The 15992-nt window shown below is 40.6% G+C and carries 13 protein-coding genes; all 13 read left to right on the top strand.

The features are described from left to right. The first annotated feature begins 366 nt into the window (after positions 1–366). The gene (gene mraZ / locus ACS5PU_RS12845) at positions 367–831 is read left to right on the top strand and encodes a division/cell wall cluster transcriptional repressor MraZ (protein WP_439459573.1); all 465 of its coding nucleotides are present in this window, start codon (positions 367–369) and stop codon (positions 829–831) included. Then, positions 824–1726, top strand: a complete 903-nt coding sequence (rsmH, locus tag ACS5PU_RS12850) for a 16S rRNA (cytosine(1402)-N(4))-methyltransferase RsmH (RefSeq protein ID WP_439459574.1) — start codon at positions 824–826, stop codon at positions 1724–1726. The genes mraZ and rsmH overlap by 8 nt, the downstream gene beginning before the upstream one ends. Beyond that, on the top strand, positions 1723–2145 hold the full coding sequence (locus ACS5PU_RS12855) for an FtsL-like putative cell division protein (RefSeq protein ID WP_439459575.1): 423 nt from the start codon (positions 1723–1725) through the stop codon (positions 2143–2145). Before rsmH ends, ACS5PU_RS12855 begins: the two co-directional genes overlap by 4 nt. Further along, positions 2135–4231 (top strand): penicillin-binding protein, encoded by a 2097-nt coding sequence (locus ACS5PU_RS12860; RefSeq protein WP_439459576.1) that lies wholly within the window; start codon positions 2135–2137, stop codon positions 4229–4231. Before ACS5PU_RS12855 ends, ACS5PU_RS12860 begins: the two co-directional genes overlap by 11 nt. 78 nt (positions 4232–4309) lie before the next feature. Next, on the top strand, positions 4310–5767 hold the full coding sequence (locus tag ACS5PU_RS12865; RefSeq protein WP_439459577.1) for a UDP-N-acetylmuramoyl-L-alanyl-D-glutamate--2,6-diaminopimelate ligase: 1458 nt from the start codon (positions 4310–4312) through the stop codon (positions 5765–5767). Beyond that, positions 5767–7014 carry a phospho-N-acetylmuramoyl-pentapeptide-transferase gene (mraY, locus tag ACS5PU_RS12870; protein WP_439459578.1) on the top strand — a complete coding sequence of 416 codons (1248 nt, stop codon included), beginning with the start codon at positions 5767–5769 and terminating at the stop codon, positions 7012–7014. The genes ACS5PU_RS12865 and mraY overlap by 1 nt, the downstream gene beginning before the upstream one ends. A gap of 187 nt (positions 7015–7201) precedes the next feature. Further along, a complete protein-coding gene (murD, locus tag ACS5PU_RS12875; RefSeq protein WP_439459579.1) occupies positions 7202–8590 on the top strand; it encodes a UDP-N-acetylmuramoyl-L-alanine--D-glutamate ligase in 1389 nt (462 codons plus the stop codon). Positions 8591–8604: 14 nt separating this feature from the next. Then, positions 8605–9798, top strand: coding sequence for an FtsW/RodA/SpoVE family cell cycle protein (locus ACS5PU_RS12880; RefSeq protein ID WP_439459799.1), 1194 nt, complete (start codon positions 8605–8607; stop codon positions 9796–9798). A gap of 141 nt (positions 9799–9939) precedes the next feature. Beyond that, a complete protein-coding gene (locus tag ACS5PU_RS12885) occupies positions 9940–10314 on the top strand; it encodes a four helix bundle protein (RefSeq protein ID WP_439459580.1) in 375 nt (124 codons plus the stop codon). 381 nt (positions 10315–10695) lie between these two features. Next, the gene (murG, locus tag ACS5PU_RS12890) at positions 10696–11799 is read left to right on the top strand and encodes an undecaprenyldiphospho-muramoylpentapeptide beta-N-acetylglucosaminyltransferase (protein WP_439459581.1); all 1104 of its coding nucleotides are present in this window, start codon (positions 10696–10698) and stop codon (positions 11797–11799) included. Positions 11800–11987: 188 nt separating this feature from the next. Beyond that, a complete protein-coding gene (gene murC, locus ACS5PU_RS12895) occupies positions 11988–13343 on the top strand; it encodes a UDP-N-acetylmuramate--L-alanine ligase (protein ID WP_439459582.1) in 1356 nt (451 codons plus the stop codon). Continuing rightward, the gene (locus ACS5PU_RS12900) at positions 13336–14571 is read left to right on the top strand and encodes a cell division protein FtsQ/DivIB (protein WP_439459583.1); all 1236 of its coding nucleotides are present in this window, start codon (positions 13336–13338) and stop codon (positions 14569–14571) included. Before murC ends, ACS5PU_RS12900 begins: the two co-directional genes overlap by 8 nt. 5 nt (positions 14572–14576) lie before the next feature. After that, a complete protein-coding gene (gene ftsA, locus ACS5PU_RS12905) occupies positions 14577–15935 on the top strand; it encodes a cell division protein FtsA (RefSeq protein ID WP_055915204.1) in 1359 nt (452 codons plus the stop codon). Positions 15936–15992: the final 57 nt, after the last annotated feature.

A 15992-nucleotide genomic window follows, 5' to 3' on the forward strand; every position in this document is an offset into this window, starting at 1 on the left:
TAAGCTGAACGCGTATATTTTGGGGCATTCCAGGACAGCTCAATTTTTCTGGGATAAATAGGGTTTATGATCATTCAAAATGTATGCGATAACAGACTTTTATAAGTTATTAAGACGCTCATTTTTAGCCGGATTATAGTTTTTTGGGAAAAACTGGGCGGATGTGACACTTCTTTGGGTTTTGTTTTTAACCTTCTTATTATCAGTTGTTAATGGTTTTTTAGTTGTGCCAATAGCCTTATTGTAGGTATATTGCAGCACCCAAATTGTAACAAAAAGGATGTGGAAAACTTTTTTGTGGTAAAAAGTGGTAAAAAGTGGTAGAACTATTTACTTTTACACTAGATAAAAAGTGTAGATACCACTATGACCCAACTTTTAGGAGAATTTGATTGTAAACTTGACGCAAAGGGCCGCCTTATGGTTCCTGCTGCGCTTAAGAAACAATTGCCTGCTGCTGAGAGCGATGGACTCATTATTAACCGTGGTTTTGAGAAAAATCTGGTAATCTATCCCAAAAATGTTTGGGATGCGGTGGTGGCCGATCTGGCCAAGCTTAATATCTACGATCAGGAAAACCGTGCTTTCGTTAGGGCCTTTACCCGCGGGGCAACAGAGCTTTCGCTTGATGCTGCTGGCCGTGTGCTTTTGCCTAAATCTTTGGTAGAGTATGCCGGTATCGGTAGCGATCTTGTACTGGCCTGTCAATTGGATCGTATCGAAGTGTGGGATAAAAAATCATACGAAGATATTTTTGATGATGTGCCGGCCAATTTTGCAAGTCTGGCGCAAAAAGTAATGGGCGATAAGAAAGGAGGTGCTGATGAGTAATTATCATGTTCCTGTAATGTTGCAGCCTTGCATTGATGGTTTGAATATCAAACCTGATGGCGTTTATGTTGATGTTACTTTTGGTGGTGGCGGGCATTCGCGCGAGATTTTAAAGCATTTGGGTCCGAAAGGGGTTTTGGTTGCTTTTGATCAGGATCCCGATGCGCAGGCCAATATTCCTGCTGATGAGCGTTTGGTTTTTATCGATCAGAACTTTGGGTTTTTGAAAAATAACCTCCGCTTAAAAGGTTTTAGGCAGGTAGACGGTATTCTTGCCGATCTTGGTGTTTCTTCCCATCAGTTTGATGTCCCGCAACGTGGTTTTTCTATCCGTCATAACGCTGATCTCGATATGCGTATGGATCAGCACCGCGACCTCACTGCTGCACAGGTGTTGAATACCTATACTGAAGATAAACTGCACAGGATTTTTGGAATTTATGGTGAAGTGAAAAATGCTAAATCATTGGCTCGTGCCATTGTTACTGCACGTTTGGAAAAGCCTTTTACCGATATCGATAGTTTAAAAACGGCAATTTCCGAATACATTCCAAGAGGTAAAGAAAATAAATACCTGGCGCAGGTTTTTCAGGCCTTGCGCATAGAGGTTAACGCAGAGATACAGGTGCTGGAAGATTTTTTACAGCAGGCGGCTGAGGTGTTAAAACCAGGTGGGCATTTAGTGGTGATGTCTTACCACTCGCTGGAAGATCGGCCGGTTAAAAATTTCATGGCAAAAGGAAAATTTCAGGGCGAGGTAGAGAAAGATTTTTTTGGTAACCAGCAGAAACCGTTTAACGTAATTACGCGCAAAGCAATAGTGGCTACTGATGAAGAAATTGCGCAGAATAACCGGGCAAGAAGTGCTAAACTAAGAATTGCAGAAAAGATATGAACAGGTTCAGGGAGGAGATAGAAGAAGAGGAAGTTGGGCCTGAGCCAGAATTAAAGGCTGCGCCCAAAAGGCCAAAAACCGCTGAAGAGAAAATGGATAGTAATTCATTTATCAGTAAGCTTTTTAATGATGGGTTGGTAAGTAAGGAAGCCGCAACAGACGCGCTGCCTTATTTGTGTTTTCTGGCCTTTTTGGGGATGGTGTACATTGCTAACAGTCACTTTGCGGTTAACAACGTTCGCCGTATTGATAAATTAAATAAAGAAGTAAAAGAATTAAGATGGGAGTATAAATCGCTTAAGGCCGACCTGATGTTTAAAAGTAAACTCACCGAGGTAGCCAAAAAAGTAGATACTCTTGGAATAAAAGAACTGATTGAACCACCAAAAAAAATAATTGTTAAAAGCGATGAATATTAGGGCAAACATCTTGCTTCGTGTATATCTGGCATTTGGCTTAATTGTGCTTTTTGCTTTCGCGGTGTTTTTACGCCTCGGTCAGGTGCAGTTTGTACAGGGAAAGAAATGGAAGGCTATGGCCGATAGTCTTTCTACACGTTATGTAAATGTTGAGGCTACCAGGGGTAATATTTACTCTAACGATGGCAGCTTACTGGCTACTTCGGTGCCTGAGTATGAGTTGCGCATGGATATGTTTGCGGGTGGTATTGCCGATGATAAAGTATTTAACGAGAAGGTAGATTCGCTGGGTTATAAACTATCGCAGCTTTTTCAGGATAAAACGCCTAAAGAGTATGCCCGTTACCTGCGTTTGGGCCGTCAGGATAGTGCGCGTTATCTGTTGATCCACCGTAAAGTTGGTTATGCCGATCTTAAAACCATCAGAACTTTTCCACTTTACAACATAGGCAAGTTTAGCGGCGGCTTAATTGCGGTTCAGCAAAATAAACGGATCAGGCCTTTTCAGGCGCTGGCCGCCCGTACCATCGGTTATAAAAATGAAAACGTTAAAAATGGTGTTGGTTTAGAGGGGGCGTATAAAGAATATATCAACGGTGAAACCGGAAAAAGATTGATGCAGCGCATTGCCGGAGGGGTTTACATTCCGGTAAATGAAGAGGCTGAGGTTGCGCCAAAAGATGGGGCCGATATTATTTCGACCATTGATGTGAACATGCAGGATCTGGCGCAAAGTGCATTAGAGAAGCAGCTGATCAAATCGCAGGCCGACCATGGTGCGGTGATTGTAATGGAAGTGGCAACAGGTGAAATCCGTGCAGTAGCCAATTTTTCGAAGGTAGAGGAAGGAGTTTATAAAGAACAGTTTAACTATGCAATTGCAGGTAACCAAGATCCGGGCTCGACCTTTAAACTAGCCTCTTACATGGCGCTTTTAGAAGATGAGCTGGTAGATACCAATACAATGGTGGGAACAGGAAATTACAAAATTCCTGGCCACATGATTAAAGATTCGCACGGAAGTATTGGTGTGGTTACGGTGAAAAAAGCGTTTGAGCAATCATCTAACGCGGCTATTGCGTACTTGATCAACAGTAAATATGGCGAAAACCCTAAAAGATTTACCGATCACCTGTATAACTGGCACCTTAACCAGAAACTGGAATTGCAGATTCCGGGTGAGGCCCAGCCGGTAGTTAAAAACCCATCCAACAAAAGTTGGGGTAAAATGACTTTGCCGCAAATGGCCTACGGCTACGAAATGCAGCTTACACCATTAAAAATGCTTTCTTTCTATAATGCTGTGGCCAACAACGGCCGATATGTTGCCCCAATTTTTGTAAAAGAAATCAGAAGGTTAGGCAATCCGATCGAGCAGTTTAAGGCACGCGTGATCAATGATAAAATATGTTCAGATGTTACGTTGAGCAAAATCAAAAAAATGCTCGAAGGTGTGGTAACAGAGGGCAGTGGTAAGCAGATTGTATATAACCCGCTTTATAAAATTGCAGGTAAAACCGGAACGGCACAGGTTGCCGATGCGAATAAAGGATATAAGGCGAACAAGCAATATCAAGCATCCTTTGTGGGTTATTTCCCGGCAGAGAAACCAAAATATTCCATGATCGTGGTAATCAACGACCCTAAAGGCGCTTATTACGGAGCCTTGGTTTCTGGACCGGTTTTCAGGGAAATTGCCGACCGTATTTATGCCAGCGATATGCAGATGTATAACGATGTGCCAACACGTTTGGTGGGCAATACAGGTACGCCACCAACAAAAGCAGGCCAGAGCAAGGCTACGCAAAAAGTATACAAAGCATTTGGTTTTAAACCGCTTTTTGCCTCAAAATCTGAATATTACAACATTATAGATACAAGTGCCGGAACCATTTTTCAAGAGAACAACGAACAAAAAGGGGTAATGCCAAACGTTGCAGGTATGGGGCTAAAAGATGCACTGTACCTTTTGGGAAATGCAGGTTTAAAAACAAAAGTACAGGGCTCGGGTAAGGTGATCAGCCAATCCATTGCTGCGGGTACAAAAGTAGGCAAAGGCTTAGGTGTACAGATAGAATTGAATTAAGGTAAAAGGTAGAAGGGGTGTAAGGCTTAAGGTCTTGATACTGGATTCTAAATACTTGATACTAAAAAGAATAAAAAGATGCAATTACAGGATTTACTTTACGGCGTAACGATTAAAGAATTGGTTGGAAAAACCGATAGGGAAATCAATGCGCTTAATTTCGATTCGCGTAAGATAGCTAAAGATGATGTTTTCTTTGCCGTAGTTGGAACGGTAGCAGATGGGCACCAGTTTATCGAACAAACGGTTAAACAGGGAGCAGGTGTAATTATCTGCGAGAATCTTCCAGAGATCCAGGATTTTACCGTAACCTACGTTAAAGTAGAAAACACTTCGGTGGCATTGGGAATTATGGCCGGTAATTATTTTGGGAACCCTTCATCTGATTTAAAGCTGATCGGGATTACCGGAACAAATGGTAAAACCACTATTGCAACCATCCTATTTAAGTTATTTAAAGATTTAGGTTACAAAACAGGTCTTTTATCAACTGTAGAAAACTACATCAACGATACGGTGGTTGCCGCAACGCACACTACGCCAAATCCGATTGCGCTGAACCAGCTTTTAAGGGATATGGTTGAGGCGGGCTGCGATTATTGTTTTATGGAAGTAAGCTCGCATGCAGTTTCGCAGCACCGTATAGAAGGTTTAAGTTTTGCTGGTGGCGTTTTTTCAAACATCACCCACGATCATTTAGACTTTCATAAAACTTTCGATGCCTACTTAAAGGCCAAAAAGGCATTTTTTGATGTATTGCCAAAATCAGCATTTGCATTAACCAATATCGACGATAAAAACGGTATGGTAATGCTGCAGAATACAAAAGCGCATAAAAAAACCTATGCACTTAAGCAACTGGCCGATTTTAAAGCTAAAATTATCGAAAATCAGTTTAGTGGCTTGCATCTGGATATCGATAACGAAGATGTTTACTTTAAGCTGGTAGGTTCATTTAATGCCTATAATCTACTGGCTGTATACGGAACGGCGATTTTACTGGAGCAGGATAAACTTAAGGTGTTAACCTTGTTGAGCCGCCTATCTGGTGCCGAAGGCCGGTTCGATTACATTACGTCGGCCGATAAGATTATTGGGATTGTTGATTATGCACATACACCTGATGCTGTTCAGAATGTGCTCAGTACAATAGCCAACATCCGCAAAGGAACCGAGCAGGTAATTACTGTAATTGGCTGTGGCGGCGATCGCGATAAAACAAAACGTCCGGTTATGGCACAGGTGGCCTGCGATTGGAGCGATAAGGTAATCCTAACCTCTGATAACCCGAGAACCGAAGATCCGCAGACCATTATAAATGAAATGGAAGCTGGTGTATCGCCAAGCAACAAGCGTAAAACATTGTCGATTTTGGATAGAAGAGAGGCCATTAAAACAGCCTGCCATTTGGCACAGCCGGGAGATATTATCCTTGTTGCCGGAAAAGGACACGAAAAATACCAGGAAATTAATGGTGTAAGGAACCATTTTGATGATAAAGAAATTTTACTTGAACAATTAAACCCAATCAGCTAATGTTATATTTATTATTCGAATACTTGCATAAGCATTATGATATTCCTGGATTAAGGTTGTTCCAGTATATTACTTTCCGTGCTTCGGTTTCCATTATCCTTTCGTTAATTATCACCACAGTATATGGCCGTAGGTTAATTGATTACCTGCATAAAAAACAGGTTGGCGAAACCGTTCGTAATTTAGGTTTAGAAGGTCAGATGCAAAAGCAGGGTACCCCAACTATGGGTGGTATTATCATTTTGCTCGGTATTCTTATTCCAACTTTACTCTTTGCCAATATTACCAACATCTATGTAATCTTAATGATTATCACAACCGTTTGGATGGGTGTGGTAGGTTTCTTGGATGATTATATCAAGGTTTTCAAAAAAAACAAGGAGGGTTTAGCAGGCCGTTTTAAAGTTGTTGGTCAGGTTGGTTTAGGTTTAATTGTAGGTACTACCATGTATTTCCATCCCAACATTGTGGTAAGGGAAACTGTTCAGGATAATGTTAAAAATACTTCTTCGGTACCGATGGTGCTGCGCCAAAAAGGAGAAACCTTTTATTATACACAAGATGTAAAATCGAGCAAAACCAATATGCCTTTTTATAAGAACAATGAGTTCGATTATGCTAAGGTATTAAAGTTTCTTGGAGGCGATTATCAGAAATATGCCTTTATCATATTTCTGGCCTTTACGGTTTTTATTATTACTGCGGTATCAAACGGTGCAAATATTACCGATGGGATAGATGGCCTGGCAACAGGTACCTCTGCAGTAATCGGAATTACGCTGGGCATTTTGGCCTACGTATCAGGTAACACCATTATGGCCGATTACCTGAATATTATGTACATCCCCAATTCGGCAGAGTTGATGATTTTTGCGGGCGCTTTTGTGGGGTCGTGTGTAGGCTTTCTTTGGTATAATTCTTATCCGGCCCAGATTTTCATGGGCGATACCGGAAGTTTGGCCATTGGTGGTATCATCGCTTCATTCGCGTTAATGATCCGCAAAGAACTTTTGATCCCGATTTTATGTGGGGTGTTCCTGGTAGAGCTGGTATCGGTAATTATGCAGGTTTCTTACTTTAAATACACCAAGAAGAAATTTGGCGAAGGAAGGAGAATTTTCCTGATGTCGCCATTGCACCACCATTACCAAAAGAAAGGCTATCACGAAGCAAAAATTGTTACCCGTTTCTGGATTATCGGAATCATGCTGGCAATTATGACGATAGTAACACTGAAGTTGAGGTAGGAAGAAGAAAGGCTAAAGCAGAGAGCTGAAGAGCTAAAGTTGAAAGATTAAAGCTGATAGACTAAAGCTGAAGAATAAAATAGAGAAAATTAAAATATCCTTAGCGGTAAAAAAAATAAGTAAAAGTGTAATGAAGTAGTGTCTTAATACTCGATACTAACTACTTGATACTAAAAAAATAAGAACAATGAGCACAAATAATACTACATCAAGCAATACTAAGTCAGCAATGACAGGGCATGGCCGTGTGGTTATTTTAGGTGCTGGCGAAAGTGGGGTCGGCGCTGCAAAATTGGCACAGGCAAAAGGTTTCGAAGTTTTTGTATCAGATTTTGGTGTAATTACCGATAAATACCGCTCAGCTTTAGAAAAACTTTCTATCCCATTCGAATCGGAAAAGCATACAGAAGAATTGATCTTAAATGCAAGCGAAGTGATAAAAAGCCCTGGTATACCGCCAACGGCGCCAATTATTGTAAAACTGGTTGAGAAGGGCATTCCAGTGATATCAGAAATTGAGTTTGCAAAAAGATACACTTCAGCAAAAACCATCTGTATTACAGGTTCAAACGGTAAATCGACCACAAGTTTATTAACCTACCATATTCTCAAAAATGCAGGGTTAAATGTGGGTTTGGCCGGTAACATCGGGCAAAGTTTTGCCGCTCAGGTAGCTACCGGTGATTACGAGTATTATGTATTGGAGATCTCGAGCTTTATGCTTGATGATATGTTTGAGTTTAAGGCCGATATCGCTGTGCTGTTAAACATTACTCCCGATCATTTAGACCGTTACGGTTATAAAATGGAAAATTACGCCGCTTCAAAAATGCGTATTGTCCAGAACCAAACAGCTGAAGATGTTTTTATTTACTGCGCCGATGATGAAGAAAGCTTAAAAGCTATAGCAATTGCCAAACCTTTGGCTAAAACTTACCCCTTTTCAATCGTTAAAAAAGTTGAAACAGGAGCCTATTTAGAAGAAAGTACTATACATATCCTTACAGAACCTAATAACCAACTAACCATGTCTATTTCAGATTTAGCCTTACAGGGCAAGCACAACATTTACAATTCTATGGCCTCAGGCATTGTCTCTAAAGTTTTAGAATTAAGAAATGAGTCTATCCGCGAAAGCATGGGCAATTTCAAAAATATTGAACACCGCCTGGAGCATGTGGCCAAAATTTCTGGAATTGATTTCATCAACGATAGTAAAGCTACAAATGTGAATTCTACCTGGTATGCATTAGAAAGTATGACCAGTGATGTAGTACTCATTATGGGCGGTGTAGATAAAGGGAATGATTACACCATGCTTAAGGATCTGGTTAAGAGCAAGGTTAAGGCAATAGTTTGTTTGGGTAAAGACAATAAGCGTATACACGATGCTTTTGAGGATGATGTAGAGGTAATTGTAAATACTTTTTCAGCTGATGAAGCAGCGCAGATAGCGTTCCACTTGGCTAAACGTGGCGATGCGGTTTTACTTTCGCCGGCCTGCGCAAGTTTCGATCTGTTTAAAAATTACGAAGACCGCGGTAACCAGTTTAAGGCGGCAGTTAGAGAATTATAATAGGAGGCACAATGATGTTGCAAGCACTACTTAATAAAACAAAAGGCGATAGGTGGATCTGGTTGATCATCATCCTGCTTTCGCTTATATCAGTAATGGCGGTGTACAGTGCAACAGGAACTTTGGCCTATAAAAAGGGAGAAGCAGTAGAAAAACTTTTGCTTACCAAGCACTTAATTTTTGTGCTGATGGGTATTGGAATGATCTATATCGCCCATCTTCTGGATTACCGGTACTATGCAGGTATTTCGAAGGTGCTTATGATTGTAACCATTCCCTTGCTGTTTTATACGCTGATATTCGGTACCAATTTAAACGATGCCTCGAGGTGGGTTAAAATACCTGTAATCGGATTAACGTTTCAAACATCCGATTTGGCTAAACTGGCATTGATTACATTTTTGGCGCGGATGCTGACCAAAAAGCAAGAAAATATTAAAAATGTTAAAGAATCATTTATACCGATTATGGGTTCGGTTTGTGTGGTGTTTGTTTTAATTGCACTGGCTAACCTATCTACAGCTTTGATGCTGTTCGGTGTAAGTATTTTGCTGTTAATTATCGGTAGGATCAGTATTAAGCAGATCGCGATTGTGTGTGCAGGAGGTTTTGTGCTCCTGTTGTTTGTGTTCTTCTTAGGGCCAAGACGGAAAACGTACATGTCGCGTATCAATACGTTTATGCACCCCGAAATGCAGCATTCAGATAAAACTTTCCAGGCAGATCAGGCTAAAATTGCCTTGGCTACTGGTGGTGTTTTTGGTAAAGGACCAGGTAATAGTACACAGCGCAATTTCCTACCACACCCGTATTCGGATTTTATTTTCGCCATTATTATTGAAGAATGGGGGACACTGGGAGGAATTGTAATCATGATACTATACCTGGTGCTTTTATACCGATGTATCAAGATTGTAACCCGGGCGCCCAAGGCATTTGGGGCATTACTGGCCGCCGGTTTAAGTTTTAGCCTCACCATTCAGGCTTTTGCTAACATGGCGGTAGCAGTAGGATTAGGACCGGTAACGGGTGTTCCACTGCCTCTGGTAAGCATGGGAGGTACATCGATGATCTTTACCAGTGTAGCCTTTGGCATCATACTTAGCGTAAGCCGTGATGTAGAAGAGAATGCAAGTGCAGTAACAAAAGAAGATAAAGAGAAAATAAGAAATAAAGTAATCGTTGGAGAGATTCCGGCGATAGCGTAATAGAATTTTTGAATGATAGATTGATTGAATGATTGAATGATAGAATGATTGAATGTGAGTTTGATTAAGTGAGAGAATGATTGAATTGCATTGTTGAATAAAACATCCCAAAGTTTTTAAGTTGAAATTAAATTAATAACAATGGAGCATGTAAATAAAGTTGATTTTGTAACCGCAATCAAAGCAAGGACTAAAAAGTTTGTGTTGGATTCGATCAGATTCTATCAGGAGTTGCCAAAAACAGAAGAGGCAAAGATATTGGGTAGGCAATTTATCAGGTCATCTTCTTCGGTTGGGGCAAACTATAGAGCTGCTTGCAGAAGTAGATCAAAAGCTGAGTTTTTTGCAAAACTTAGTATTGTGGTGGAAGAGGCTGATGAAACAGCTTTTTGGATTGAAATTTTAACTGAATCTGGAATTACAGATTTAACGAAAGCTCAACCATTATTAAATGAAGCAAATGAAATTTTGGCAATAATGGCCAGGGCAAGAAAAACGGTAAGTAATAATAAATAATGATTGAAGGATTGAATTTGAGAATGAAGGTTGCTATCAGGCAATCAATCATTCAAAATTCTATCTTTTATGTTGGTAAATAATGATTGAAGGATTGAGTTGGAGAATGAAAATTCTATCATTTAATGTAAATAAGTAATGATTAAGGAGGAGTGATTGAGTTGGAGAATGAAACGGTAGCTGGTAAGCAATCACTCATTCAAAATTCTATCCTTTATGTTGGTAAATAATGATTGAAGGATTGAGTTGGAGAATGAAAATTCTATCATTTAATGTAAATAAGTAATGATTAAGGAGGAGTGATTGAGTTGGAGAATGAAACGGTAGCTGGTAAGCAATCACTCATTCAAAATTCTATCATTCAATAACTAAATATAAAAAATGAATAATTCCCCAAAAATTATCATATCAGGTGGTGGCACCGGCGGGCACATTTTTCCCGCCGTAGCCATAGCCAATGCGCTAAAGCGTATGGTGCCTTCCTGTGAAATTCTATTTGTGGGAGCCGAAGGCCGCATGGAAATGGAAAAAGTTCCGGCGGCAGGATATAAAATTATCGGATTAAACATTAGCGGAATGCAACGCGGCTCGATTGTTAAAAATCTGGCGCTTCCCTTCAAGGTAATCGGCAGTGTTCGTAAAGCATTGCATATTATCCGCGATTTTAAACCAGATGCGGTTGTGGGCGTTGGCGGTTATGCATCCGGACCTTTGCTCTATGCAGCATCATTAAAAGGAGTTCCGTACCTTATTCAGGAGCAGAACTCGTATGCAGGCGTAACCAATAAATGGTTGGGCAAAAAGGCTGCTAAAATTTGTGTGGCCTTTGATGATATGGGGCAGTTTTTTCCGGCTGATCGGATTTTGAAAACCGGTAATCCTGTTCGTCAGGAGGTGGTAGATATAAAAGGAAAACACCATGCCGGTGCCGAACTTTTAAAACTTGATCCTCTAAAAAAGACAATTATGGTTACCGGAGGAAGTTTGGGTGCAGGTACATTGAATAAAGCAATTGAAAAACACCTGCCAGAAATTATTGCCCAGGATGTTCAGGTAATATGGCAAACTGGTAAATATTATTACAAAGGGATTATCGAAAGGCTGGGTTTAGCATATCATCCCAACGTGCGGATCCTTGAGTTTTTAAATAAAATGGATTTGGCCTATGCCGCCGCAGATGTAATTATCAGTAGGGCTGGAGCTGGAACAATAGCTGAGCTTTGTTTGATTAAAAAACCGGTTATTCTGGTGCCTTCGCCAAATGTTGCAGAAGATCATCAAACCAAAAACGCAATGGCATTGGTTAAAAATGGCGCTGCAGTATTAATAAACGACCGTTCGGCAGAGGATACCTTGGTAAAAGAAGCTTTGGCTCTGTTGAACAACAAAGAACAATGCGAAAAACTAGCGGCCAATCTGGGTAAGATGGCATTGCCCGAGGCAGATGAAATTATTGCGAACGAAGTATTGAAATTGATTAAATAAGGAGAAAGATTAAAGCCGATAGCAGAAAGCTCGAAACGCAAAGTTGAAGACTAAAGTGGGAAGCGAAAAGATAAAACAGGTCATAATTGCGAGGTACGAAGCATTCTTAAAGCGGCAGAAAATAGAAAAATAATACAGTAGGAAGTCGGCTTTAAGCTTTGGTCTTTCTGCTTTTAACTTGAATAAAAATGGAATTAAGTAAAATAAATAGGGTTTTCTTTGTGGGTATCGGTGGTATCGGTATGAGCGCACTTGCCCGTTATTTTGCTAAACGCGGACAGGTGGTTTGTGGCTACGATAAAACAAGGACAAAGCTAACCGAAACCCTTGAGCAGGAAGGTATCCTGATCACCTATCTCGATGAAGATTCATCTTTGCCATGTGCATTTTTAGATCACCATGAAGATACGCTGATTGTGTACACTCCGGCAATTCCAAAAGATTCGAAGATTTTGAACCACTTTATCAATAAAGGTTTTTCACTTAAAAAGCGTTCAGAAGTTTTAGGCATTATCAGTAAAGGGATGTTCTGCATTGCAGTTGCAGGTACGCATGGTAAAACCACAACATCATCAATTGTTGCACATATTTTAAAAGATACAGGTTACGATTGTACAGCGTTTTTAGGCGGTATTACCAGCAATTACAACAGCAATGTACTGTTCGGACAGAATAATGTAGTAGTGGTAGAGGCCGATGAGTACGACCGTTCTTTCTTAACCCTGCATCCCGATGTAGCGGTGGTTACCTCGATGGATGCCGATCATTTGGATATCTACGGTGATAAAGGCCATCTGGAAGAATCTTTCAGGTTATTTGCCAGTCAGCTTAAAGCAGATGGTACGCTCTATGCACACGAAGGTTTGCCTTTGGCAAATAGTATCAGCTATGCAGCAAGTTCAACTGCAACAGCAAAGGCCTTAAACCTTAGGGTTGAGGGCGCAAAATTTGTTTTCGATTACGAAAACGGTTCGCAGCGCATAAACGATATCAGTTTAATGCTGCCGGGTAAACACAACGTAGAAAACACAACGGTTGCCATTGCCATAGCCCTGGCTTTGGGTATAGATGCCGAAAAAGTAAAACAGGCTGTGGCCAACTTTAAAGGGGTAAAACGCCGTTTTGAATATATTGTGAACAATGGTCAGCAGATTTACATTGATGATTATGCACATCATCCTGAAGAACTGAGGGCCTGTTTTGACGCCGTAAGGCAATTGTATCCAGGTAAAAAGCTGACTGTAATTTTTCAACCACACCTGTTTACCCGTACAAGGGATTTTGCAGATGAATTTGCGAAAGTTTTAAGTACGGCAGATGAACTGTTGCTGCTAGAGATTTATCCGGCCAGAGAATTGCCGCTTGAGGGCATTAATGCTCAGTTTTTGCTTGATAAAATAACTTTAAGTGATAAGAAAATATGTGGAAAAGATTTTGTGGTTCAGTACGTTAAGGACACAAAACCTGAATTAATTTTAACTGTAGGTGCCGGTGATATTGATACCATTATCGAACCTTTAAAAAATACTTTGAACAATGCTTAAGCGGATAAACTGGGGCGCAATATTTACTGGCTTTGCCTGGCTCATCAGCCTTGCAGGGGTAGTGGTGCTATTGGGTTTTATCAATGTAAAAAAGCAAACGGTTAAATGTACTGATGTTAAAATCATTATCCCTGGGGCGGATAATTTTATCGAGCGCGAAGAAATTGATGACATTTTAAAAGAAGATCAGGGTGTGCTGCTTGGCCGTAATTTGGAAAATATCAATATCCATAAAATAGAACAGAAACTGCAATCTAACCCGTATATCGGTTTTGCAAAAGTATATGTAGATATGGATGGGGTTTTGCACATTGAAATTAAGCAAAGGCAGCCCATCCTAAGGATTTTGAATGAAAACGGGCAGGATTTTTATATTGATAACGACGGTTTAAAAATGCCGATATCATCCAACTTTACGGCGAACGTACTGGTGGCAACAGGTCATATCTCTGAAGTATTTGGCAGTAGGGTAGATACCCTGCACACGCAATTGGCCAGAGACCTGTATAAAACAGCGCAGTTTATTAAAAAAGATACGCTCTGGGATGCGCAGATTGAGCAGGTGGTGGTAGATCAGAAAAACGATATCGAACTGATACCAAGGGTTGGAAGCCAGCGGATTATACTTGGTAATGCCGATTCGCTTGAGAAGAAAATGAGAAACCTGTTGCTGTTTTATAAGAAAGCTATGCCACAGGTTGGTTGGGAAACTTATAAAACAATAAATATCAAGTATACCAATCAGGTTGTTTGCGTAAAAAGAGATTCGACAGGTTTAGATAAAAAGACCAAAACAATTTCAGCAGCAGATAGTTTGAGGATACAGCGAAGTGTTTCCGATTCATTGATCAAGAGTGCAATTGTAGCGGCAATGGATGATCGGCCGGTGGAGGATGAACCGAAAAAAGAAGTGGCAAAAAAGCCAGAGCCTAAAAAAATAGAAGTGAAAAAGGTAGAGGTAAAGCCGGCAGCAGCAAAAAAAGAAGAGCCTAAAAAAGCGGTACCTCAAAAAACAGCACCAATTAAAACAGAAGTAAAAAAGCCCGCAGTTGCACAGGCCACCAAACCAAAGGAAACAAAACCTGCGGATAAAAAAGAAAAACCGAAGCAAACGGTAGCAGCACAGCCAAAGCCGGCAAAATCTGAGGCAGATTTAAAAAAACAGAGAGAGGCAAGAGAAAAAGAAATCAGGGCCCTAGAAAAACAGTATAAAACTCAGCAAAATTAACGAATATGGACAAGGCAAAATTTACCAGTCAGTCGCCCATTGTAGTAGGATTGGATATCGGTACTACAAAAATTTGTGTTATCGTTGGCCGTAGAACACAGCACGGTAAGATAGAAATTTTAGGAATAGGAAAGGCAGAATCGGCGGGGGTAACGCGTGGAGTGGTTTCTAATATCCAAAAAACCGTACAGGGCATTGCTCAAGCAGTTGAAGTAGCAAGCGGACAATCCAATGTAGAAATACAGGTGGTAAATGTGGGTATTGCTGGTCAGCACATCAAGAGCTTACAGCACAGGGGAATTCTAACAAGAAGAGAATTAAATAACGAAATCGGTAAAAAAGATATCGATAAGTTGATTGATGATATGTTTAAACTGGTAATGCCGCCGGGTGAGGAGATCATCCATGTGTTGCCACAAGAATTTACCATCGATAACGAACCGGGAATAAAAGATCCGATCGGTATGGCAGGTGTTCGCCTTGAAGCCAACTTCCATATCATTTCGGGCCAAGTTACGGCGGTAAAAAACATCATCAAATGTGTTAACAATGCAGGGCTGCAAACTCAGGATCTGATCCTCGAGCCATTGGCTTCTTCTGAATCGGTGTTGAGCGAGGAAGAAAAAGAAGCCGGCATTGCATTGGTTGATATTGGTGGTGGTACTACGGATATCGCTATTTTCCACGAAGGTATTATCCGCCACACGGCAGTTATCCCTTTTGGCGGCAATAGTGTAACCGAAGATATCAGAGAAGGTTGTTCAGTAATGCGCAACCAGGCTGAGCTGTTAAAAACCCGTTTCGGTTCTGCACTTGCTGAGGAGAACAAAGAAAACGAAATTATCTGTGTTCCAGGATTGCGTGGCCGAGAGCCAAAAGAAATTTCGGTTAAAAACCTCGCTTATGTTATTCAGGCACGTATGGAAGAGATCATAGAGCATGTGTACTACGAGATCAAATCATCTGGTTACGAAAAGAAACTGATTGGTGGTATCGTAATTACCGGTGGTGGTGCGCTGTTAAAACATTTATCGCAGGCGGTTGAGTATGTAACAGGTTTAGATTGCCGTATCGGTTATCCGAACGAGCATTTATCTAAATATGAAGATATGCCTAAAACCATCTACGATGACCTGAAAAGCCCGATGTATGCAACCAGTGTGGGCTTGTTGATTAAAGGAATCCAGAAAGCTGAAGAGCTGATTGAAGAGATGAAACAGCCAGGTGTTTTTGTTGAAAAGCCAAAAACAGCCAAAGAAAAAGAGAAACGCGGACCAGGTTTGTTCGATAAATTATTGGCAAAAACAAGAACATTCATTCAGGATGATATGAATGTGAGCGATGAAGATTACTTGAAAAGCTAAACTATTTTTCAACAAAACATGAGTTTTCCACATTCTTAACACTTGTGGAAAACGTCT

Origin of the sequence: Pedobacter sp. GSP4 (assembly GCF_051857575.1) — a bacterium.
In the GTDB taxonomy this organism is placed as follows: Bacteria; Bacteroidota; Bacteroidia; order Sphingobacteriales; family Sphingobacteriaceae; genus Pedobacter.

Bases quoted from the DNA above. Each gene is read 5' to 3' on its own strand.
- ACS5PU_RS12865 (WP_439459577.1), top strand. From the start codon at position 4,310: ATGCAATTACAGGATTTACTTTACGGCGTAACGATTAAAGAATTGGTT.
- murG (WP_439459581.1), top strand. From the start codon at position 10,696: ATGAATAATTCCCCAAAAATTATCATATCAGGTGGTGGCACCGGCGGG.
- mraY (WP_439459578.1), top strand. From the start codon at position 5,767: ATGTTATATTTATTATTCGAATACTTGCATAAGCATTATGATATTCCT.
- murD (WP_439459579.1), top strand. From the start codon at position 7,202: ATGAGCACAAATAATACTACATCAAGCAATACTAAGTCAGCAATGACA.
- ACS5PU_RS12860 (WP_439459576.1), top strand. From the start codon at position 2,135: ATGAATATTAGGGCAAACATCTTGCTTCGTGTATATCTGGCATTTGGC.
- ACS5PU_RS12900 (WP_439459583.1), top strand. From the start codon at position 13,336: ATGCTTAAGCGGATAAACTGGGGCGCAATATTTACTGGCTTTGCCTGG.
- murC (WP_439459582.1), top strand. From the start codon at position 11,988: ATGGAATTAAGTAAAATAAATAGGGTTTTCTTTGTGGGTATCGGTGGT.
- ACS5PU_RS12880 (WP_439459799.1), top strand. From the start codon at position 8,605: ATGTTGCAAGCACTACTTAATAAAACAAAAGGCGATAGGTGGATCTGG.
- ACS5PU_RS12885 (WP_439459580.1), top strand. From the start codon at position 9,940: ATGGAGCATGTAAATAAAGTTGATTTTGTAACCGCAATCAAAGCAAGG.
- rsmH (WP_439459574.1), top strand. From the start codon at position 824: ATGAGTAATTATCATGTTCCTGTAATGTTGCAGCCTTGCATTGATGGT.
- ACS5PU_RS12855 (WP_439459575.1), top strand. From the start codon at position 1,723: ATGAACAGGTTCAGGGAGGAGATAGAAGAAGAGGAAGTTGGGCCTGAG.
- mraZ (WP_439459573.1), top strand. From the start codon at position 367: ATGACCCAACTTTTAGGAGAATTTGATTGTAAACTTGACGCAAAGGGC.
- ftsA (WP_055915204.1), top strand. From the start codon at position 14,577: ATGGACAAGGCAAAATTTACCAGTCAGTCGCCCATTGTAGTAGGATTG.